The organism is Enterococcus sp. SMC-9, assembly GCF_021011285.1.
GTDB classification, from domain to species: Bacteria; Bacillota; Bacilli; order Lactobacillales; family Enterococcaceae; genus Enterococcus_C; species Enterococcus_C montenegrensis.
In genome coordinates, this window is sequence record NZ_JAILYE010000004.1 from 356,094 (window position 1) to 376,577 (window position 20,484).

At 40.0% G+C, this 20,484-nt stretch carries 15 protein-coding genes, 24 tRNA genes, 1 rRNA gene, 1 riboswitch and 1 other annotated feature; of the genes, 3 read left to right on the forward strand and 37 right to left on the reverse strand.

Features of this window, described 5'->3' with window-relative positions; translation table 11 throughout:
• Positions 1 to 9: 9 nt before the first annotated feature.
• The 8 genes from K4422_RS08170 to K4422_RS08205 form a co-directional block, all read right to left on the reverse strand.
• The gene (locus K4422_RS08170; protein ID WP_230710450.1) at positions 10 to 222 is read right to left on the reverse strand and encodes a helix-turn-helix transcriptional regulator; all 213 of its coding nucleotides are present in this window, start codon (positions 220 to 222) and stop codon (positions 10 to 12) included.
• Between the two features lie 126 nt (positions 223 to 348).
• Positions 349 to 1,146: a phosphonoacetaldehyde hydrolase gene (phnX, locus tag K4422_RS08175; protein ID WP_230710457.1), complete on the reverse strand. Its 798-nt coding sequence runs from the start codon at positions 1,144 to 1,146 to the stop codon at positions 349 to 351.
• Positions 1,143 to 2,252 (reverse strand): 2-aminoethylphosphonate--pyruvate transaminase, encoded by a 1,110-nt coding sequence (gene phnW / locus K4422_RS08180; protein WP_230710459.1) that lies wholly within the window; start codon positions 2,250 to 2,252, stop codon positions 1,143 to 1,145. The genes phnX and phnW overlap by 4 nt, the downstream gene beginning before the upstream one ends.
• A gap of 1 nt (position 2,253) precedes the next feature.
• Entirely contained in the window at positions 2,254 to 3,249 is a 996-nt protein-coding gene (locus tag K4422_RS08185; protein ID WP_230710461.1) for an extracellular solute-binding protein, read from the reverse strand.
• Between the two features lie 103 nt (positions 3,250 to 3,352).
• Positions 3,353 to 5,047 (reverse strand): ABC transporter permease subunit, encoded by a 1,695-nt coding sequence (locus tag K4422_RS08190; protein WP_230710463.1) that lies wholly within the window; start codon positions 5,045 to 5,047, stop codon positions 3,353 to 3,355.
• On the reverse strand, positions 5,044 to 5,817 hold the full coding sequence (locus K4422_RS08195) for an ABC transporter ATP-binding protein (RefSeq protein ID WP_230710465.1): 774 nt from the start codon (positions 5,815 to 5,817) through the stop codon (positions 5,044 to 5,046). Before K4422_RS08195 ends, K4422_RS08190 begins: the two co-directional genes overlap by 4 nt.
• Before the next feature lie 670 nt (positions 5,818 to 6,487).
• Positions 6,488 to 8,899: a leucine--tRNA ligase gene (gene leuS / locus K4422_RS08200; RefSeq protein ID WP_230710467.1), complete on the reverse strand. Its 2,412-nt coding sequence runs from the start codon at positions 8,897 to 8,899 to the stop codon at positions 6,488 to 6,490.
• A 73-nt stretch (positions 8,900 to 8,972) separates the two neighbouring features.
• Positions 8,973 to 9,179: a binding site (T-box leader), on the reverse strand.
• A 47-nt stretch (positions 9,180 to 9,226) separates the two neighbouring features.
• Positions 9,227 to 11,041 (reverse strand): LysM peptidoglycan-binding domain-containing protein, encoded by a 1,815-nt coding sequence (locus K4422_RS08205; protein ID WP_230710470.1) that lies wholly within the window; start codon positions 11,039 to 11,041, stop codon positions 9,227 to 9,229.
• Between the two features lie 411 nt (positions 11,042 to 11,452).
• Here K4422_RS08205 and K4422_RS08210 point away from each other — a divergent pair, with 411 nt between their 5' ends.
• The 3 genes from K4422_RS08210 to K4422_RS08220 are packed head-to-tail and all read left to right on the forward strand — an operon-like array spanning position 11,453 to position 13,636.
• The gene (locus K4422_RS08210) at positions 11,453 to 12,103 is read left to right on the forward strand and encodes a phosphatase PAP2 family protein (protein WP_230710471.1); all 651 of its coding nucleotides are present in this window, start codon (positions 11,453 to 11,455) and stop codon (positions 12,101 to 12,103) included.
• Between the two features lie 14 nt (positions 12,104 to 12,117).
• On the forward strand, positions 12,118 to 13,083 hold the full coding sequence (locus tag K4422_RS08215; protein WP_230710473.1) for a TIGR01212 family radical SAM protein: 966 nt from the start codon (positions 12,118 to 12,120) through the stop codon (positions 13,081 to 13,083).
• On the forward strand, positions 13,076 to 13,636 hold the full coding sequence (locus tag K4422_RS08220) for a tRNA (mnm(5)s(2)U34)-methyltransferase (RefSeq protein WP_206903960.1): 561 nt from the start codon (positions 13,076 to 13,078) through the stop codon (positions 13,634 to 13,636). Before K4422_RS08215 ends, K4422_RS08220 begins: the two co-directional genes overlap by 8 nt.
• A 98-nt stretch (positions 13,637 to 13,734) precedes the next feature.
• On the opposite strand, the gene K4422_RS08225 is transcribed toward K4422_RS08220, so the two are convergent.
• From K4422_RS08225 to rrf, 29 genes are all read right to left on the reverse strand, one after another.
• Entirely contained in the window at positions 13,735 to 14,211 is a 477-nt protein-coding gene (locus tag K4422_RS08225) for an NUDIX hydrolase (RefSeq protein WP_230710476.1), read from the reverse strand.
• Between the two features lie 37 nt (positions 14,212 to 14,248).
• Entirely contained in the window at positions 14,249 to 15,019 is a 771-nt protein-coding gene (locus tag K4422_RS08230) for an alpha/beta hydrolase (RefSeq protein ID WP_230710478.1), read from the reverse strand.
• A gap of 147 nt (positions 15,020 to 15,166) precedes the next feature.
• Entirely contained in the window at positions 15,167 to 16,633 is a 1,467-nt protein-coding gene (locus K4422_RS08235) for an MDR family MFS transporter (RefSeq protein WP_230710480.1), read from the reverse strand.
• Between the two features lie 159 nt (positions 16,634 to 16,792).
• A complete protein-coding gene (gene metK, locus K4422_RS08240; protein WP_206903964.1) occupies positions 16,793 to 17,983 on the reverse strand; it encodes a methionine adenosyltransferase in 1,191 nt (396 codons plus the stop codon).
• A riboswitch (SMK box riboswitch) is annotated at positions 17,981 to 18,057 on the reverse strand. It overlaps the preceding gene by 3 nt.
• Before the next feature lie 92 nt (positions 18,058 to 18,149).
• Positions 18,150 to 18,221: transfer RNA gene (locus K4422_RS08245), tRNA-Glu, on the reverse strand.
• A gap of 9 nt (positions 18,222 to 18,230) precedes the next feature.
• Positions 18,231 to 18,304: transfer RNA gene (locus tag K4422_RS08250), tRNA-Ile, on the reverse strand.
• 46 nt (positions 18,305 to 18,350) lie between these two features.
• Positions 18,351 to 18,423: transfer RNA gene (locus K4422_RS08255), tRNA-Phe, on the reverse strand.
• Between the two features lie 4 nt (positions 18,424 to 18,427).
• Positions 18,428 to 18,500 (reverse strand) — tRNA-Asp (locus K4422_RS08260).
• A 17-nt stretch (positions 18,501 to 18,517) separates the two neighbouring features.
• Positions 18,518 to 18,591 (reverse strand) — tRNA-Met (locus K4422_RS08265).
• 48 nt (positions 18,592 to 18,639) lie between these two features.
• Positions 18,640 to 18,729, reverse strand: a tRNA-Ser gene (locus K4422_RS08270).
• A gap of 18 nt (positions 18,730 to 18,747) precedes the next feature.
• Positions 18,748 to 18,819: transfer RNA gene (locus K4422_RS08275), tRNA-Glu, on the reverse strand.
• 8 nt (positions 18,820 to 18,827) lie between these two features.
• Positions 18,828 to 18,915 (reverse strand) — tRNA-Ser (locus K4422_RS08280).
• A gap of 28 nt (positions 18,916 to 18,943) precedes the next feature.
• A tRNA-Ile gene (locus tag K4422_RS08285) sits at positions 18,944 to 19,017 on the reverse strand.
• Between the two features lie 16 nt (positions 19,018 to 19,033).
• Positions 19,034 to 19,104 (reverse strand) — tRNA-Gly (locus K4422_RS08290).
• 1 nt (position 19,105) lies between these two features.
• Positions 19,106 to 19,181, reverse strand: a tRNA-Asp gene (locus tag K4422_RS08295).
• A gap of 18 nt (positions 19,182 to 19,199) precedes the next feature.
• Positions 19,200 to 19,273 (reverse strand) — tRNA-Met (locus tag K4422_RS08300).
• Between the two features lie 48 nt (positions 19,274 to 19,321).
• Positions 19,322 to 19,411 (reverse strand) — tRNA-Ser (locus K4422_RS08305).
• 28 nt (positions 19,412 to 19,439) lie between these two features.
• Positions 19,440 to 19,513, reverse strand: a tRNA-Ile gene (locus K4422_RS08310).
• Positions 19,514 to 19,526: 13 nt separating this feature from the next.
• Positions 19,527 to 19,600: transfer RNA gene (locus K4422_RS08315), tRNA-Met, on the reverse strand.
• A 33-nt stretch (positions 19,601 to 19,633) separates the two neighbouring features.
• Positions 19,634 to 19,706: transfer RNA gene (locus tag K4422_RS08320), tRNA-Ala, on the reverse strand.
• A 14-nt stretch (positions 19,707 to 19,720) separates the two neighbouring features.
• Positions 19,721 to 19,794: transfer RNA gene (locus tag K4422_RS08325), tRNA-Pro, on the reverse strand.
• Between the two features lie 14 nt (positions 19,795 to 19,808).
• Positions 19,809 to 19,882: transfer RNA gene (locus K4422_RS08330), tRNA-Arg, on the reverse strand.
• A gap of 10 nt (positions 19,883 to 19,892) precedes the next feature.
• Positions 19,893 to 19,978 (reverse strand) — tRNA-Leu (locus K4422_RS08335).
• Positions 19,979 to 19,998: 20 nt separating this feature from the next.
• A tRNA-Gly gene (locus tag K4422_RS08340) sits at positions 19,999 to 20,070 on the reverse strand.
• A 10-nt stretch (positions 20,071 to 20,080) separates the two neighbouring features.
• Positions 20,081 to 20,153 (reverse strand) — tRNA-Thr (locus tag K4422_RS08345).
• 6 nt (positions 20,154 to 20,159) lie between these two features.
• Positions 20,160 to 20,241 (reverse strand) — tRNA-Leu (locus K4422_RS08350).
• 10 nt (positions 20,242 to 20,251) lie between these two features.
• A tRNA-Lys gene (locus K4422_RS08355) sits at positions 20,252 to 20,324 on the reverse strand.
• Positions 20,325 to 20,327: 3 nt separating this feature from the next.
• Positions 20,328 to 20,400: transfer RNA gene (locus tag K4422_RS08360), tRNA-Val, on the reverse strand.
• 8 nt (positions 20,401 to 20,408) lie between these two features.
• Positions 20,409 to 20,484, reverse strand: a 5S ribosomal RNA gene (gene rrf / locus K4422_RS13650); the annotation flags it as partial.

Genomic DNA, 20,484 nt, shown 5'->3' on the forward strand with positions numbered 1-20,484 from the left:
TTCACCTACTCACTTTTTTTGATTTAAGCGAAAGATTTCTTCTACTGGTCGCTTAAAAAAATAAGCAATTCGTAGCGTCAATTCAATGCTGGGAACATAACTTCCCGCTTCAATTGCTGCTATTGTTTGATGGGAAATCAACAATTTATCCGCCAATTCTACTTGGGTGAGACCACCGTCTTCTCGTACTTGCGCCAAACGATTTACTAATTTCCAACCCATGATAATTGCTCCTCCTTACTCATTTTTTAAAAGTATAGCGCTTACAATTATGCTTCACAAGCTAAAAAAAACTAGGGACAACTCACTCGCCCCTAGTCTAGTATTTTCCTATTTGTTTTGTTCAACTTATAAAGCAGCAAATTCCAATTCTTCATTCAAGGCTTTTACCAAAAAGGGTAAATCACTTAAACGATCAATGACGTAATCTGCGCCATCTTCGTAATATTTTTGTGTTACTGCTTCTCGCAGTGATTCTTTTTCTTCAAAAGACAATTTTGAAAAAGCTGCTGCAGTTAATTGTGAAGCTGAACTGCCTTCAATGACACCAACAGAAATCACACCAGCATTTTTACCTTCTTTAATATCCGAAGTGGTGTCGCCAACTTTAATTACCCGTTTTAAATCATTAATTCCCATTAATTTTACATTGCGAAAAATCATGTCTGGCGCAGGCCGCCCCACCCCGTTAACGTCATCTGGTGTCACTAAAAAATCAGGTTCATAGCCATTTTGTTTTGCCCCTTTGGCAACTATCTTCATCATGTCTTTGGTATACCCTGTTGTACTGCCAATTTTAATATTATTTTTGCGTAACCAATGAACCGTTTTTAGTAAACCTTCTTTGGGCGTCGTGTATTGTGCCAAAGACGAAAATAATACTTTTTCAAAATCAGCATACAGCTTTTTTACATCTGCTTGGTTTGCTTTACGCTCATAAATTTCTTGCCATTTTACTTTGACGTGAGGCAAAGCTAGTAAAGTTTTAATATGGTCGATTTTTAATAAACCCATTGGTTCTCGAATTTCTCTTTCAGTCAAATGAATTCCCGCCTTGGCAAAAGCTGTATCAAAAGCCGCTACTGGTGCCAAACAGCCATCATCGACTGTCGTACCTGCCCAATCAAAAATTACACCGCGAATCATAGTGCCATCGCTCCTTTCACATTGCTTTTTACTAAGTATTCTTCTGCTAGCTGAAGAACTTTCATCATGTCAGAGGGATAAACCTCGCCAATATTGCCGATCCTAAAGCAATCAATCTCACTAATCTTACCAGGATAAATCGCATAGCCGTTTTCCTTTAAATATTCGTAAAAATCTGCAAAAGAAAATTCTGGAAAAGGATAGTGAAATGTCGTGATAAAGGGTCCTTGATTTTCTATTGCAATCAATGGCGCAAAGCCTAATTTTTCCATTCCAGTTCTAATAATGTGATTATTTTGGGCATAACGGTTATAGCGGGCTGCAATACCGCCTTCTTGTACCAGTTCTTTTAGCGCCTGGTGAAAGGCTAAAACCGTATGGGTTGGGGAAGTAAAACGCCATTTTCCATCACGATCCATAACTTGGTGCTGATCAAAAATATCCAAACTTAAAGTACGCGCTTTACCACAACTTAATGCCAATTGATCCCGACGACAAATAATAAAGCCAAAACCTGGGACGCCTTGAATACATTTGTTCGCACTTGAAACGAGAAAATCAATGCCAATTTCTGCCATTGGAATTTCAATACCACCAAAACTAGACATCGCATCCACAATAAAGGTAGCTTGATGTGCTTTTACCACTTTTGCGACACTTTCAATATCATTTACAATACCTGAAGTTGTTTCAGAATGTACCATTGCTACAAAATTAATGGCAGAATCAGCCGCTAAAATAGTCGCAATTTCTGTTGCATCGGGTATTTTGGTCTCTGCTACTTCGTAATACAGATGGTTCAGGCCATAACGAGCAGCAGTTTGTTGCATCCGCGCGCCATATGCACCATTGCCACAGATTAAGATTTTGTCTTTTTCCCCTACAATTGAGCTTAAAACGGCTTCAACTGCAAAGCTACCTGATCCCTGCATTAAAATCGTCGTATATTCTGTTTCTGAAACATGGGCTAATGCCAGTAATTGCTGGCGAATGTGCTGGGTGATGATTTTATAATCATCATCCCAGGTACAATGATCTACTAACATTGCCTCTTTAACGGTTGCCGTTGTCGTTAACGGTCCAGGTGTTAATAATTTATATTCCATTTTATTCCACCATCCCTTGATGTTTTGCTAATAATTCTGGTGTTAATTTTTCGCTGTAAACTTTTTGATCTTTGGCAATTTCCAATCCATCAGTTTTTTCTTCTTCATACAAAGCACTTGGGTAATAGGTGATGATTTCTTTGCGTCCTGTTGTTAAAATGATAGCCACCATTTTTTGTAGATCTGCCATTTTTTCCTTACTTTGTCCCTTGTTTAAAATGCCAATCGATTCGGTTAAATTGTATGTGCCTTCACTAGGTTCGACATAGTCGATTGGATCTTTCGCTTTTTTAGCCGCCACTGCTTGGTGACGCAAACCGTACCCTATTGCGACTTCTCCTACTTTGACTTTCTTTAACGGGCCAGAACCAGAAGCTTCGATATGATCTCCAGCATTTTCATAAATCTTGGCTAAAATAGCTTTGGCTTCATCTTCACCATACGTATCAATTAAACCTTGGAATAACAACCACGCTGTTGAAGATTGCTTAATGTCAGAAATTGATAGCTGCCCCGCATACTCTGGTTTCGCTAAATCTTTCAAGCTTTTCGGTGGATTAATCCCCGCTTCTTTCAACGCTTTTGTATTATAAAAAACGACTCCTTCTTGAACTGTTAGAGGTAATGTGTAACCTGTTGTAACTTGGAGCGGTTTAACACTGACATCTAATTTTTCTAAAAACTTGTTTTTTTCCTCCGCACTATCCAAATAAAAGGTACTCATGGTAACAATATCGGCCTCTAAATTTTTCCCTTCGGCTAAGAGTTTGCCCCCTAATTCAGAAGTCCCTAAACTTTGGACAAGGTATTTACCTTTAAACCCATTTTCATCCAAAGCTTTTTCCATTGCTTTTACCGGTTCTTCATCGGCATTGGTATAAATAATTGCTTTGTCGTCTTTTGTCTTTTCCGCACCGGAACCGCTTTTGCAACCGGCTAAAGAAATCAACCCTAAACTTAACATTCCAACCACCACAAACTTCATTACTTTTTTCATTCATTTGCTCCTTGCAATAATTTTTATTTTATAGGCTACCGGCTAAAAACATGCTGCCTTTACAACTCACTTTTAGCTAGTAGTGAATCGCAATTACTATGTGCTATTTAGAAGAAAATTTTTGCATTTCTCTTTTAAATAAAATTCGAGGAAAGTGAAACTGTTTTTGATTAAGGGTAACCTCTTTTTTCTTCCCCCAATATTTTTTAGTTAACTTAATTGCAAATAACGCGACACAATTAATTGCTAAAATCAATAAGGATAAAATGAAAATATCTACAAAACGCCCAAAGTGCTGTAACTCTTTAATTTTTGTAGTCATCACACTGGTTCGCGCAGAAACTAAGAAAATCAAACCGCTAATTGTTACCATACTATTGGTGAAATAATAGCTCATCATCTCTAAAATCGTCCCCCGAGAATTAGGAATTATAATGCGCCATACTAAATCAATCCAACGATCTCCCATAATTTGCGAAGTTTTTTCCCAACTATGATCCATTTTTTGAAAGCTTTCTTTTGCCATTTGATAGGGCGTGGCAAAAAAGTGAATAATATTGGCGATCACTAAAATACTTAGCGTATTGTGTAGCGTTGTTCCACTAAAAGCCAACAAGAACATGACCCCTAAAACCATCCCCGGAAAACTATTGGTTAAGGTTGCAAATAAATCAATGCCTTTAGCTGCAATACTATTTTGACGGCTAAAGGAAGTAACAATTCCAGCTAAATAGGCAATACTCATCCCCACCACCGCTGAAATCAGACTGACAATTAACGAATTACTTAATGTATTACTTAATAAATCATCAGCAAAAAATGCACGAAAGTTCTCTGTGGTGAAAATCATTTCGTAAGGCCAGGCTGTGACAAAGGGAATAATAAACATAACTGAAAACATGGCCAACAAACTGCCGCCGACTAGGACAAACAATAAACCCAAAAAGCTGTCGCGGGCTAGATTGGCTACCACTGGTACCTTACGGCGTTGTTTAAAGGACTGCTGTAATTTTTGCAACTGACGAATCAGTAAAACACTGAATAATGATGGTATCAACATGGATAATGCGACAAGTGAGCCTTTTTGAAAATCTGGAATAGAGCCGGTAAACCCTTCATAGAGTAACGTCGTAATAAACACTTTGCGTCCACCTACCGCCGTTGGAATCCCAAAGTCGGTAAACGCCATGAAGAATGTTTGACAAAAACTGATCCCAATTAATTTTTGCATCGGGCGTAAAACATTTTGTAATACACTGGTTATTGGACTATCCCCCAATAAGCGCGAAACGACTAAATATTGTTGGTCCAAATAATCCATGCCGTTATAAAGGAGCAAATAGGCAGTTGGCAACGTATAAATAAAATAGCCTAAAATGACGCCACTAGAACCATATAAATCAAAAAGTTCAAAGCCTAAGATTCTAGTCCAAAGCCCTTGTTTACCAAAACAATAAAGTAAGACAAAGCCATAAGTAATCGTTGGTAATAACATTGGCAAACGAAAGAGCAAATCGCTAAACTGACGTATAGGTTGAAAAAGTCGTGAAAAATGCATCCCATAAGCCAAAAGCCATGCGGTAATTGTTGCAAGCGCCGCAGCAATGCCAGCGTGTATCACACTGTTTAAAAAGCCTGCTAGCCAACCACTTTGCCATAAAATACGAACTGCCCCTTGAAGTGGTTGACCTTCAAAAAGTCCAGCTGTAATTAAAGTAATCACTGGGATAATAAAGAAGATGATAATTCCGCCAATTAATAGCCACTGTACCAGATCTGTAATTTTTATTGCTTTCATAGCTGTGCCACCTGGTGGGTACCTTGAAATAGGGCAAAGATATTTTGAATATTACGATATTTCGTTTCCAATTGCGCCACTACAAAATCCTGAATAAACGGACTGCCCGCTTCGGCGATAATTTCTGCCGGCGCAGCAAATTTTGCGACCCGACCATTTTCTAAGACCATCACTTTATCTGACACTGTCAACGCCTCTTCTGGATCATGGGTCACGATGATAGTGGTTAGCTGCAATGTTTTAGCGATCATTTGAATTTTTTCTTTAATCGATTCTTTGATGACACCATCTAATGCACTTAAAGGCTCATCTAGCAATAAAATTTCTGGTTTCATTACCAATGTTCTTCCCAAGGCTACGCGTTGTTTTTGCCCACCAGATAAAGCACTGATTGGTTTATCCAAATGTTTTTCTAAATCGAGTAGTTGAATTAATTCCGCTACTTCTTCTTTTGTAGAAAGACTAGGTTTTCTTTTCAAACCATAAAGTAGATTTTCTCTTGCAGTTAAATGAGGAAACAGACCATAATCTTGAAAGACAATATTAAAGCCGCGTTTTTCCATTGGCACGTTGGTGATATCTTGCCCTTTGTATACCAAACGCCCACTGTTGGGTTTTTCTAAACCTAAAATCATATTTAATAAAGTAGTTTTGCCAGAACCAGAGCGACCGAGAATGGAAACAATTTCCCCCGGTTTAATCACTAAATCAATATCGGTCAAAATCGTCTGTGCACCAAAACTTTTATTTACTTGTTGAATTTCTAACATTTCTCTGCCCCTTTTCTTTTGACTGAAATTTTCGAAAAAACTATCAATTCCGCTTCACTGACTTCAGTATAGAGACAAAATGTTAATGACTTGACACCTTTAAGTAAAAGATTGGTAAAGCCTGTATATTTTATGTAAATAGTCACTAGGATAAGAAAAGCGTTTCGAACTCGTTTAGCTTTTGAGCATTAAGACAGAATTTCAATAAATTGCCCTGCGAATTTCTTGAAATTTTGACTTAAGGCCGATTAAGCTAGTTCGTGAAGCTAGACAGTTAGAAAAGCTGAAGGAATCGGGTAGCCCTGAGCCATAAGATCTAAATTTGTTAAAATGGCTCCTTCATTTTCGCAAATTTAGGCTTAGGGTCGAAGGGGTGATTCGTGAAGCTAGACAGTTAGAAAAGCGTTTCGAACTCGTTTAGCTTTTGAGCATTAAGACAGAATTTCAATAAATTGCCCTACAAATTTCTTGATATTTTGACTTAAGGCCGATAAAGCTAGTTCGTGAAGCTAGGAATTGTTATATCGGCTACGCTAATTTTTCTTGCGAAAAACTTATCCTTTCCTTCCAGATAAAAAAGGATTCAGTGTAAAAGCCCTAACGGCTATCCACTGAATCCTTTTTTAACAATAAGCAGAAAAATTGCTTCTACCTGTGTTTTTTCATTTTTTTAATTGGCAACAATATTCACTAATTTATTTGGTACGACGATCACTTTGCGAACTGTTTTGCCGGCAATATGTTCTTTAATCGCATTATCTGCCAGTGCAGTTTTTTCTAATTCATCTTTTGAAAGATCGCGGGCAACTTGGACTTTGCTGCGAACTTTACCATTCACTTGGAAGACAACTTCAATTTCATCTTCAACCAATTGCGCTTCATCATAAGTTGGCCAAGCTACATAAGAAATACCGCCTTCATTGCCTAAAATCGCCCAAAGTTCTTCTGCGATATGGGGGGCGATTGGTGCTAATAATTGCACAAAGCCTTCAATATACGCATAGGAAAGTGCTTCTGTTTTGTATGCTTCATTGATAAAGACCATCAATTGTGAAATTGCGGTGTTAAAGTGCATCTGTTCGTAATCTTCGGTTACTTTTTTTACCGTTTGATGGTAAACTTTAGTCAATTTACCATCGTTAAAGGTCGTAATGCGATCGCGCATTTTTCCTTCTTCGTCTACGATTAAACGCCAAACGCGTTCTAAGAATTTGCGGCTACCTTCTAGCCCATTTTCACTCCAGGCAATCGACGCATCAAGTGGCCCCATAAACATTTCATACATCCGCAATGTATCTGCACCGTATTTTTCCACCACGTCATCTGGGTTTACCACATTACCACGGGATTTGGACATCTTTTCATTATTGCCCCCAAGAATCATACCTTGGTTAAATAGTTTTTGATACGGTTCTTTTGTTGGCACCACACCGATATCATACAAGAATTTATGCCAGAAGCGAGCATACAATAAGTGCAAGACCGCGTGTTCAGCTCCACCGATATAAATATCTACTGGTAACCAGCGTTCCAATTTATCATAGTCTGCTAAAGCTGTTTTGTTGTGAGGATCGATATAACGCAAATGATACCAAGAACTACCTGCCCATTGTGGCATTGTATTGGTTTCACGGCGACCTTTTTTACCCGTTTTCTCATCAACGACATTAATCCAGTCTTCGATATTGGCTAGTGGTGATTCACCGGTACCACTTGGTTTAATATTATCTGTAACAGGTAAACGCAACGGTAATTCTTCTTCTGAAAGAGCTGTTGTTGTTCCATCTTCCCAGTGGATAATTGGAATTGGTTCACCCCAATAACGTTGCCGAGAGAATAACCAGTCCCGCAAACGGTAGCTGACTTCTTTTTTACCAACGCCGTTTTCTTCAAGCCACGCGTTCATTTTTTCAATGGCTTCTTCTTTGTTTAAACCGTCTAAAAAGTCAGAGTTGATATGTTTGCCGTCACCTGTATAGGCTTCTTTTTTTACATCGCCGCCAGCTAAAACTGGAATAATATCCAGGCCAAATGTTTGTGCAAATTCATAGTCCCGTTCGTCGTGAGCAGGTACTGCCATAATGGCGCCTGTCCCATAAGTCGCCAGCACATAATCTGCGATCCAAATTGGAATTTGTTTGCCGTTAACTGGATTAATGGCGTAAGCTCCTGTGAAGACCCCTGTTTTTTCTTTTGCTAAGTCTGTGCGCGCTAATTCTGATTTTTTTGCTGCTTGCTCAATGTAAGCTGCTACTGCTTCTTTTTGTTCTGGCGTAGTGATTTTTTCAACTAAATCAAGTTCTGGTGCTAAAACAGCGTAGGTCGCACCAAACAATGTATCTGGTCTGGTAGTGAACACAGTGAAATCTTCATTGCTATCAGCAACTTTAAAGGTAACATTTGCTCCCACTGAGCGACCAATCCAGTTGCGTTGCATTTCTTTAATACTTTCTGGCCAGTCAACCAAGTCAAGGTCGTCTAAGAGACGATCGGCATAAGCGGTAATTTTCAACATCCATTGACGCATTGGACGTCTGATGACATCGTAGCCGCCACGTTCACTCTTCCCATCAATAACTTCTTCATTGGAAATTACTGTCCCTAATTCTGGAACCCAGTTAACCGCAACTTCAGCTTCATAGGCCAAGCCTTTTTCATATAATTTGGTAAAAATCCATTGCGTCCATTTGTAGTATTCTGGATCAGTCGTATTAATTTCACGATTCCAGTCATAACTAAAACCTAATGAATTAATCTGACGTTTGAAAGTTTCAATATTTTTTTTTGTAAATTCAGCTGGGTCATTGCCTGTGTCTAAAGCATATTGTTCCGCCGGCAAACCAAAAGCATCCCACCCCATTGGATGTAATACGCTAAATCCTTGTGAGCGTTTCATTCGTGATAAAATATCCGTTGCTGTATAACCTTCTGGATGGCCTACATGTAGCCCTTGACCAGATGGGTATGGAAACATATCCAAGGCATAAAATTTGGGTTGATCTGTCTTGTCATGGGTATTAAACGTATTGTTTTTAGCCCAATATTTTTGCCATTTTTTTTCGATTTGCTTATGATCGTACACTGCTAAATCCTCCTAAAAATTAATTGACTGGCAATCAGTCGTATAAAAAAAGTCCTATAAAAAGCTATGCTTTTTATAGGACGTAATCTACGTGGTACCACCTAATTTTGCTCATCAAAAAAGATAAGCCTCAAACGTTGTAACGATCGTCACCGTAACAGCCTACTTATTTCAACTGCTAACGCTAAAAGGCGAGTTCAAAAGAGTTCGTACACATTTCCACCAACCATGTGCTCTCTAAAACGATTTGCTTTTTACTATTCCTTCTCACAGCGAAGTTTTCTACTTGTTAGTTATACTAACAAAGAATATACCAAAATTCAATTATTATTTTACTTTTAGCGTTTGACCAGGATAAATGAAATTGTTTTGAATTTTGTTTAACTGAATCAATTTATCCATCGTAATACCAAACTTATCGGCAATTCCCCAAACAGAGTCACCACTTTGTACTTGATAGGTTTTGCTGTTGTTTTGGCTGCTAGAATTTTGTGCTTGAACGCCTTGTACGCTGCCTTTTTTCACAATAACTTTTTGGCCTGGGTAAATAAAATCATTTTTGATATTATTCCATTGACGGAATTGATCCATTGAAATTTTATATTTGTTCGCTACAGCCCAAACCGAATCTCCACTTTGAATGGTGTAGTATTGATTTTGACCGCTATTGCCCGTATTACTTGTATTTGTATTGTTACTTGGCTTAGCTGCGGTCGTATTTTGGGCGGGTTTATTATTTGTTGTACTAGCAGAACCATTTTTCACCACTAGGCGTTGCCCCGGGTAAATAAAGTTATTCTTGATATTATTCCAGCTCACTAATGTATTCATACTAATACCATATTTATTTGAGATACCCCAAACTGAATCTCCGCTTTGCACAGTGTAATAGGTTTTCCCGCTACTATTATTTGTATTGGCTGGTTTATTGGTACTTGGCTTATTGGTATTTTGTGCCGGCTTACTTGGTGTGTTATTTGTCGTAGTAGAACCGCTAGTACCTTTTTTCACCACTAGACGTTGGCCGGGATAAATGAAATTGTTTTTGATATTATTCCAGCTGACTAAACTGCTCATACTAATATTGTACTTATTTGAGATGCCCCAAACTGAATCTCCGCTTTGAACAGTATAGTATTGTGTAGCACTAGAACTTGTTGTATTTCCACTTGGTTTATTATTGTTTTGTGTCGGTTTACTTGGTGTTTCATTTGTTGTAGTAGAACCGCTAGTACCTTTTTTCACCACTAGGCGTTGGCCAGGATAAATAAAATTGTTTTTGATATTATTCCAGCTAATCAAATTATTCATACTAATGCCATATTTGTTCGCGATGCCCCACACAGAGTCGCCACTTTGTACCGTATAATACTGGCTTACGCTTGAAGAAGAACCACTGGAACTGTTGTTATTAGTCGAACCAGAACCACCACTCCAAGCCCCTCCGCCAGCATTACCGCTAGCTGGTGTATCATAGCGAGTCAGTCCGTAACTTTCAATCACACTATTTAATGCTGAAGCATAGTTTGGTGCAGTAGCGTAACGTCCAGTTAACCAAGCCGTTGCATCTCTGTAAGAGCTGGTATTACTCTTCCAAGCACCACGATAATAATATTGACCGCCGATATAAACATTGCGTAATGTTGCAGCATTATCAGCAAAAGATTCTTTATAGGAAGGATAATCCCGGAAAGGTTCTTTCATGGTCACCCATTTCCCATTTAAATATTCTAAGGTGTTCATATAGACAGTTTTACCATTGTAACTGCCTTTAATACCAAATAAGTTATAGTAAGGTGCGCGGGATAAACTACTTGTTCCCCAACCACTTTCAACAATTGCTTGGGCAATCATGACAGAAGCATATAAGTCGTTTGCTGCCGCTACAGGTTGTGCATGAGCTGCCAATTCTGTAATCAATGCAGTGGAATTACTACGACTAGAAGTTTGGCTTAAGTCTCTTGAAATTTGTGCTTGGTTGTTGCTTGTTGCTTCTGCTGTCACCGGTTTTGCTAAAGGTGCCACTACAGAGCAAGCAGTTAAAGTTGTGCCCACGATTGCCGCGCTTTTTTTAGCATCGCGGTAAAACTTAATTTGTTTTTCTTCTTTACGTCGTTCTTTACGAGAAACAAGTTGGGTCAAGTTGCTCGCCTCCTTTTTTAAGCTTTTCTTAACTTTAAGTATACAGGCTAATGTTTTTTATTAAAAGTTTTAAACGATTATTTCGGCAATTTGTTAAATTGCTGTAACATTATCTTTATTTAGTTATTTTTATTACTAACATTATTTATTTTATCAAGTTTTATCTGCTTAATTATTCAGAAATTAAGTTATTAAAAAAACAGCAAAATATTGCAAAACGATTACATAAGTTCTGCTTTACAAAATATTTTTATATTATTTAATAAAAATGTGAAAAAGTGATATTTTCGACTTTTTTTAACCTTATCTTAATATCAGAAAAAATTTGTACCAATAAAAGAAAGGGACAACTTCTCATGCTATAATAATTCCATTGTCAAATAATTACTTACATTTACTAAAGGAGAATTTATGAAACATAAACTTTATTACCAATTTGCTGGTAGTTGTTCCTTATTACTGTTTGTCTTTTTAGGTTATGTGGTGAAATTTTACCGCCAATGGTTAACAGGCTTTGATAATTTTATTACCAGCATCCTTCGTAGTGGATATCCCACTTGGAATAGTTTTTTTATTTGGATTACAAAATTTGCTAACCCTGCCACGATTGTCATTTTGGCACTGGCCTTTTTATTTTTATTTTATCGCGGAAAGTATTACGCAGAAGCACTGTGGCTCTTTATAAATGTCGGCTTAGTGTCAGGGATTGTAAATCCGCTGATTAAGCTGGTCTTCCAACGTGAACGTCCTACATTAGAGCATTTAGTGTCTGAACATAGTTTTAGTTTTCCCAGTGGACATGCTTGTGCCAGCATGATTTTATATGGTACTTTGATTTTCATTTTGCCAGGTTTACTGAAAAACAAGCAAATTTTACTCGGACTACAAATTATGCTTGGCATTTTAATTGTTCTTATTGGTACTAGCCGTATTTATCTCGGTGTTCATTTTCCAAGTGATATTATTGGTGGCTATAGCCTTGCTCTGGGCTGGCTCTGCCTAACATATCCTTACTTTAGCGAAAAACGCTTTGCCTGGCGTTTTAAAAACCAACAGAAATAATGAGGGAATAGCAAATGACTTTTTTATATAGTGAAGATACCAACAAACGTTATCATTCATGGAATTATGCTTTACGCCAAGAATTTGGTGGTAAAATTTTCAAAGTACCTGTCGATGGTGGTTTTGATTGTCCGAATCGCGATGGTACCGTTGCGCGAGGCGGCTGCACTTTTTGCAGTGTTTCTGGCTCTGGAGACATGATCGTTGCACCAGAAGATCCCCTACCCCTTCAGTTTCATAAAGAAATTGATATGATGCACCAAAAATGGCCCCATGTCGACCAATATATTGTTTATTTTCAAAATTTCACGAATACCCATGCCCCTTTAGCAGTCATTAAAGAGCGTTTTGAACAAGTGGTTAATTTACCCGGGGTAGTCGGACTTTCTGTGGGGACTCGCCCAGATTGCTTGCCTGAAGACGTGGTAGAATATTTAGCTGAGCTAAACGAACGTTTGTATCTATGGGTTGAATTAGGCTTACAGACGACTTATGAACAAACAAGTAAAATTATTAATCGCGCTCACGATTATCCAACTTATGTTGATGCTGTGGCTCGCTTGCACAAACACAACATAAATGTCTGTACACATTTAATTAATGGCTTACCTGGGGAAACACCGGAAATGATGGTGGAAAATGTTCGGCGCACCTTACTAGACAGTGATATTCAAGGTATTAAATTACATTTATTGCATCTGATGCGCAACACCCGCATGTTACGAGATTACCATGAAGGCCGCTTGCAACTGATGAGCCGCAAAAGCTATGTCACGGTTATTTGTGATCAATTGGAATTAATTCCGCCTGAAGTGATCATCCACCGCTTAACCGGCGATGCCCCGTGGGATTCTTTGATTGGGCCGATGTGGAGTTTAAAAAAATGGGAAGTCTTAAATGCCATTGACGAAGAAATGCGTCGGCGCAATACGTATCAAGGAAGTAAAAATGTCTTGCTGGAGGCAAAAATTCATGCTTAAAACGGCCATGCATTATAGCCACGAACTTTTAAGTGAAGTTGTAACTATTGGTGATCATGTCGTCGACGCCACTATGGGCAATGGTCACGACACGCTTTTTTTAGCTAAATTAGTAGGCGTAGGTGGTAGAGTTGATGCTTTTGATATTCAAAAGGCTGCCCTTTTAGCCACAAAAGAAAAATTAGCTGCCCATCCTGAGGGAGTGGCTGTCAATTTACATTTAACCGGTCACGAGAATGTTGCCGATTACTTGCAAGGTGAAAAAATTAAAGCCGCTATTTTTAATCTGGGCTATTTGCCACAAAGTGATAAACAGATTATCACTTTACCGCAGACAACAAAAAAATCATTAGATGCGCTTTTGGCCCATTTACAACCAAAAGGACGTATTATCATTGTCTGTTATTACGGTCATCCTGGTGGTAGAGAAGAATTAGAAACAATTCAAGCCTATTGCAGTGATTTGCCACAAAAACAATACAACGTCTTAGCCTATCAATTTATCAATCAAAAAAATCAGCCACCATTATTATTTTGCATTGAAGCCAAGTAATAGTGAACACTAGCTCGAATAAAAACACGCGGATTTGGATGGTTCTCATAAAGAGCACAATCATCCAAATCCGCGTGTTTTTTAATTAAAAGGTAATTTTAGTCATGATAAATCAAATGCTGAAATGAAGTAGCTTGGTTTGCCAAAAGATTTTTCACCACTTCATTTAAAACAGGTGGTCGTAAATCCAATTTTTTAGAGGCCAAATCTAGCCAAGAAAGTGTAATAGTCTTTTCTATATCACTGATAACTGGCAATGTTTGACTATCCGTAACAGTTTGCAAGTGATATAAAAAAAGCACTTGATGATAATCATCGCCTTCATAGACAAAAAATTTTTCAATGACTGCCATGAGATCTTTTGTTTTTACGTCTAAACCACTTTCTTCTTTCAACTCACGAATAACAGCTGCTTGGGAAGATTCCCCCGTTTTTACTGCTCCACCTGGTAAGGTTTGTGTCCCATCGTCCTCTGTTGCAACTAAGATATGGCCTTTTTGAATTAAAATGCCGCTTGACCGTACATCAAAACGATCTTTGGCAATTTTGGTTCTGATATCTGTCTTGGTATACATGTTGTTCTCCTTTATAAAACAAACAGCTTTTTACTAGTTAAATCTCAACAGGCAACCATTGCAAAACTTTTTGAATCCATTCATCCCAAAAATCCCACGTATGCGCTCCTGGTCCTTCTTCATAGGTAATGAAAAAACCAGCTGCTTGCGCTTTTTGAACAAAGTATTGGTTACTTTGATACAAAAAGTCCTCTGTCCCGCAGCAAACAAATAGTTTAGGTGCGACTTCTGGCGCCACTGTAGTTAAAAGGTGAATCGGATCGTTTTCAGAGCCCTTCATTTTTTCAACGGGACCAAAAACGCCTTCCCAATAGGCTTGGCTACCTGATTGTAATAACACTTCAGGATCGCTAGCCAAAGCTAAAGCACCAGAAAGGCTAGCAACAGCAGCAAATTTATCCGGACAACGCAAACCTAATTTAATCGCACCATAGCCTCCCATTGAAAGACCAGCCGCAAATGTTTTTTCTTTCTTGGTTGTTAGTTGCGGAAATAATTCATGTAAAATATCTGGTAATTCTTCTGAAATAAAAGTCCAATACTGCATGCCATAACGGGTATCTGTATAGAATCCTAGTTCCGTCGTAGGCATCACCACTGCAATCTCACTTTCCCGTACATAGCGTTCAATACTGCTGCGGCGCATCCACGCTGTCTCATTCCCGCCCATACCGTGTAACAGATATAAAACCGGCACATCGTCTTTTTTGTCTCGCGTTAACCGCGCGCTACTTTGCGGTAAAATTAAATTCAATCCTACGTCTAAATTTAAAACACTTGAATAAATATTTGCTTGTATAAATGCCAATTTTTGCCACCTCGACTTTTCAATGTCTCGTTTTCCAAAATGATAACGCCTGGCTGTCCTTGGAGAGGTTTGGGATAAATTTCTAAAGCAATTTAATAAAATTACATCCTCTTATCTGGCAGACAAACGCCCCGCTAAAATTCTTCTTCATTCCATTGTATCAGACTTTTTCAAAAATAGGGTCAAAACCAAAGCCGCAACAATTAAAATAGCCCCCGCCAAATAGACACCATGTAAACTAGCAAAAAGAATCCCCCGCAAGGTTTCCCGTAAACCCGATGCCAAAAGTTTTGCTGTCTGAGGATTTACCAATTGATTCATGACATCATTTTTATTTGCCACTGTCACACTTTGCAACTTAGCTGCAGTAATCCCATTTAATAAGATACCAAAAACAGAGACCATAATCGTTTGGCCAATCGTCCGCGCTAACGTATTAAAAGAAGTGGCTACCCCCATCTGTTCCGGCGAAACGCTACTTTGCGCACTAACCGTACAGGTCACCGTCACCGCCCCCAAACCAATACCGAGAATGGTTGAGATAGCAAAAAACCAAAGCCAATTTGTGTGTTGGGGCACCACGACCAAACAAACCGCCCCAAAAAGCGTTATGATTATTCCTCGAAGCAACACCCGTTTAACCGCAATCGTTGCCATCCAACGTCCTGCCAAAAACGAACCCACTAACCACAATAACGACAATGGTGCCAAAACAAGTCCGCCAATTCCAGCCGAAAGTCCCAGCACACCTTGCATCCACATTGGAATATAAACATCTACCCCAATTAAAAAGCCACTAGCTAGCGCTGCTACTAAGTTCACCACCACAAATAAAGGCTGTGTGAATAAGTGTAACGAGATAACGGGATCTTCTGCGCGCTTTTCTGCATAAACAAACAAAATCCCTGCTGCAACTGCTACAATTGCTAAAACAATAACTTTAACAGATAAACCTTCATCACCTAAAAACTGGAAAGCTAACAATAGTGCTAATAACAGCCCCATTAAAGATAGACTACCAAAAATATCCATCTTCTTTTGCTGATGCCTTACTTTTTCTTCTACCAAATAAAGCCAAATTAAAATGATCAAAATAATTCCAATTGGTACATTAATAAAGAAAATCCAGTGCCAACCGATGGTATCTACGATAATGCCACCAGCTAATGGACCGACTACCGAGGCAATTCCCCAGGCAGTACTGTTTAACCCCAGCACCTTCGCACGTTTTTCTTTGTCATACAAATCACCAATAATCGTCAATGCTACTGGCATCATCGCGCCAGCTCCCATTCCTTGAATGGCTCTGGAAATAATCAACGTCAGCATCGTATTAGATAGACCACAAAGCGCCGAACCAATAATAAATAGTACGGTTCCTAAAATGAAAATTGGTTTACGACCGATTTTATCAGCTAATTTCCCGTAAATCGGTGTTAACATGGCATTGGTTAATAAATAGATTGAAAAGACCCAGTTCATAATTTCAATACCGTGTAATGAGCCGACGATTGTTGGCATAGCCGTCGTTACGATTGTTCCTTCCACCGCTGTCATAAATGTTGCCACAAAAACAGCAACCGTAACTAGCGTAACATTTGTTTCTTTTTTCATTTTTAACCTCCTCAACTAAACTTAAACTCTCTTTTTACAACAACTGGCAAAAAATTGCATTTAAATTTTCGTATCCCTTTTTTAAAAGCTATTTTCCTCAAAGAAAAGCCGCTATCACCTAAGCAATAGCGGCCAAAAAAATCAAGTAAACAATCAGTATTATGCGTTCACACTAGCTAGCAATGCGTCTACTTTATCCGTGTGTTCCCATGGTAAATCAACATCAGTCCGACCAAAATGGCCATAAGCTGCTGTCTGACGATAAATCGGACGACGCAAGTCCAACATCTCAATAATGCCAGCTGGACGTAAATCAAAGTTTTCACGAATTGCTTCAATTAATTTTTCATCACTGACAGTACCAGTTCCAAAAGTATTAATTGAAATCGAAACAGGTTGTGCTACACCGATTGCGTAAGCCAATTGTACTTCAACTTTGCTAGCAAGTTTAGCCGCCACAATATTTTTTGCAATATAACGAGCAGCATAGCTAGCCGAACGGTCAACTTTAGTAGCATCTTTACCAGAAAAAGCACCGCCACCATGACGGGCATATCCCCCATAAGTATCTACAATAATTTTACGACCTGTTAACCCGGCATCTCCTTGTGGCCCACCAATTACAAATCGTCCCGTAGGATTGATAAAGTATTTTGTATCTTCATCTAATAATTCACTTGGGATAACTGGTTCAATAACTTTTTTAATCACATCTTTACGGATTGTCGCGTTGTCAGCAGCATCATCGTGCTGTGTGCTAATTACGACTGTATCGATGCGTTTAGCTTTACCAGCTTCATCATATTCTACCGTCACTTGCGACTTTGCATCAGGACGTAAATATTTAAGTTCACCATTTTTACGTAGCTCTGCTAAACGACGAACTAATTTATGACTTAAAGAAATTGGCAATGGCATTAATTCTGGTGTTTCATCACAAGCAAAACCAAACATTAAACCTTGGTCGCCTGCTCCAATCTCATCAATCATCGCATCTTTATTATCGCGACTTTCCAAAGCGGCATCTACGCCTTGTGCAATATCAGGTGATTGTTCATCAATTGCTACTAAAACAGCAACTGTATCCCCGTCAAAGCCAAATTTAGCGCGTGTATAACCGATATCTTTAATCGTATTTCGAACGATTTTTTGAATATCTACATAAGCCGATGTCGAAATTTCACCAAACACTAAAACTAAACCCGTTGTTACTGAAGTTTCACATGCTACACGAGCAGTTGGATCCTTCGCTAAAATTGCATCCAAGATTGCATCACTGATTTGATCAGCCACCTTATCTGGATGTCCTTCAGAAACAGATTCTGAAGTAAATAAATGTCTTTCTGTCATGATGATTCCCCCTAATAATATTCGGTTACAAGGCATCTTCGCAGTGCGAATCCTCTCGGGAACTTGCAACGTTTGTAGTATAGCAGATTTAATCAGATAAAGCTCGCTTATTTTATTATATTTCCTAATAAAACAAAAAAAAGAAGATACACGACGTATCTTCTCATGATCCGTACGGGATTCGAACCCGTGTTACCGCCGTGAAAGGGCGGTGTCTTAACCGCTTGACCAACGGACCAATCATTAATGGGCCTAAATGGACTCGAACCATCGACCTCACGCTTATCAGGCGTGCGCTCTAACCAGCTGAGCTATAGGCCCATATAAAACTAAACAACTTTTTCAATGAAATACATTAAAAAAGAGATGGCGCGGGACAGAATCGAACTGCCGACACATGGAGCTTCAATCCATTGCTCTACCAACTGAGCTACCGAGCCAAAACGGTCCCGACGGGACTCGAACCCGCGATCTCCTGCGTGACAGGCAGGCGTGATAACCACTACACTACGGGACCAGGGTTTAGTTTTATAATTGCGGGAGCAGGATTTGAACCTACGACCTTCGGGTTATGAGCCCGACGAGCTACCAGACTGCTCCATCCCGCGATAATATAAGTTTTACTAACTCTCTACATAAATATAGAATTGTAGCAAAGGAGGATAAGGGATTCGAACCCTTGCACGGTTTTACCCGCCTGACGGTTTTCAAGACCGTTCCCTTCAGCCGGACTTGGGTAATCCTCCAAAAAAAAAAAAAAAAAATGACCCGTACGGGATTCGAACCCGTGTTACCGCCGTGAAAGGGCGGTGTCTTAACCACTTGACCAACGGGCCAGCTAGAACGGAGAAGGAGGGATTTGAACCCTCGCGCCGGTTTCCCGACCTACACCCTTAGCAGGGGCGCCTCTTCAGCCACTTGAGTACTTCCCCAAAAACCAAAAATGTTTTGATTTTGTAATGGGCCTAAATGGACTCGAACCATCGACCTCACGCTTATCAGGCGTGCGCTCTAACCAGCTGAGCTATAGGCCCATATTTAAAAACTAAAAGCGGGTGACGAGAATCGAACTCGCGACAACAGCTTGGAAGGCTGTGGTTTTACCACTAAACTACACCCGCATGGCGGTCCCGACGGGACTCGAACCCGCGATCTCCTGCGTGACAGGCAGGCGTGATAACCACTACACTACGGGACCAGGATTTAGTTTTTAAAATTGCGGGAGCAGGATTTGAACCTACGACCTTCGGGTTATGAGCCCGACGAGCTACCAGACTGCTCCATCCCGCGATAATATAAGTTTTACTAACTCTCTACATAAATATAGAATTGTAGCAAAGGAGGATAAGGGATTCGAACCCTTGCACGGTTTTACCCGCCTGACGGTTTTCAAGACCGTTCCCTTCAGCCGGACTTGGGTAATCCTCCAAAAAAATCAAATCTACAATGCCACGGATGGACCTTGTAGGACTCGAACCTACGACCGGACGGTTATGAGCCGTCTGCTCTAACCAACTGAGCTAAAGGTCCAGGCTCTAAAAAATCGCGGCGGAGGGGATCGAACCCCCGACCTCCCGGGTATGAACCGGACGCTCTAGCCAGCTGAGCTACACCGCGAATAATCACTTTATTATTACTATTAAAATGATATGGAGCCTAGCGGGATCGAACCGCTGACCTCCTGCGTGCAAAGCAGGCGCTCTCCCAGCTGAGCTAAGGCCCCTTGTTTCTTTTAAATCGGGAAGACAGGATTCGAACCTGCGACCCCTTGGTCCCAAACCAAGTGCTCTACCAAGCTGAGCTACTTCCCGTTAAATTATTACTACGCGCCCAAGAGGAGTCGAACCCCTAACCTTTTGATCCGTAGTCAAACACTCTATCCAGTTGAGCTATGGGCGCATCTTTCTAATGCCGAGGACCGGAATCGAACCGGTACGGTGATCACTCACCGCAGGATTTTAAGTCCTGTGCGTCTGCCAGTTCCGCCACCCCGGCTTTTTTACTTTTTAAAGTAAAGCGGAAAACGGGGTTCGAACCCGCGACCCCCACCTTGGCAAGGTGGTGCTCTACCACTGAGCTATTTCCGCATGGTTTTGATGCCGGCTAAAGGACTTGAACCCTCGACCCTCTGATTACAAATCAGATGCTCTACCAACTGAGCTAAGCCGGCCTTTTATGCGGGTGAAGGGACTTGAACCCCCACGCCGTAAGGCGCCAGATCCTAAATCTGGTGCGTCTGCCAATTCCGCCACACCCGCATATTTCTTATGAGCCGTACAGGGCTCGAACCTGTGACCCTCTGATTAAAAGTCAGATGCTCTACCAACTGAGCTAACGGCTCATATGGGGGTTAACGGGTTCGAACCGCTGACCCTCTGCTTGTAAGGCAGATGCTCTCCCAGCTGAGCTAAACCCCCATAAGTTCGCGTGGCGACGTCCTACTCTCACAAAGGGAAACCCTTCACTACAATCGGCGCTAAGAAGCTTAACTTCTGTGTTCG

Bases quoted from the DNA above. Each gene is read 5' to 3' on its own strand.
- metK (WP_206903964.1), bottom strand. From the start codon at position 17,983: ATGACAGAAAGACATTTATTTACTTCAGAATCTGTTTCTGAAGGACAT.
- K4422_RS08195 (WP_230710465.1), bottom strand. From the start codon at position 5,817: ATGTTAGAAATTCAACAAGTAAATAAAAGTTTTGGTGCACAGACGATT.
- K4422_RS08220 (WP_206903960.1), top strand. From the start codon at position 13,076: ATGCTTAAAACGGCCATGCATTATAGCCACGAACTTTTAAGTGAAGTT.
- K4422_RS08190 (WP_230710463.1), bottom strand. From the start codon at position 5,047: ATGAAAGCAATAAAAATTACAGATCTGGTACAGTGGCTATTAATTGGC.
- phnX (WP_230710457.1), bottom strand. From the start codon at position 1,146: ATGATTCGCGGTGTAATTTTTGATTGGGCAGGTACGACAGTCGATGAT.
- K4422_RS08170 (WP_230710450.1), bottom strand. From the start codon at position 222: ATGGGTTGGAAATTAGTAAATCGTTTGGCGCAAGTACGAGAAGACGGT.
- phnW (WP_230710459.1), bottom strand. From the start codon at position 2,252: ATGGAATATAAATTATTAACACCTGGACCGTTAACGACAACGGCAACC.
- K4422_RS08210 (WP_230710471.1), top strand. From the start codon at position 11,453: ATGAAACATAAACTTTATTACCAATTTGCTGGTAGTTGTTCCTTATTA.
- K4422_RS08215 (WP_230710473.1), top strand. From the start codon at position 12,118: ATGACTTTTTTATATAGTGAAGATACCAACAAACGTTATCATTCATGG.
- K4422_RS08235 (WP_230710480.1), bottom strand. From the start codon at position 16,633: ATGAAAAAAGAAACAAATGTTACGCTAGTTACGGTTGCTGTTTTTGTG.
- K4422_RS08225 (WP_230710476.1), bottom strand. From the start codon at position 14,211: ATGTATACCAAGACAGATATCAGAACCAAAATTGCCAAAGATCGTTTT.
- K4422_RS08185 (WP_230710461.1), bottom strand. From the start codon at position 3,249: ATGAAAAAAGTAATGAAGTTTGTGGTGGTTGGAATGTTAAGTTTAGGG.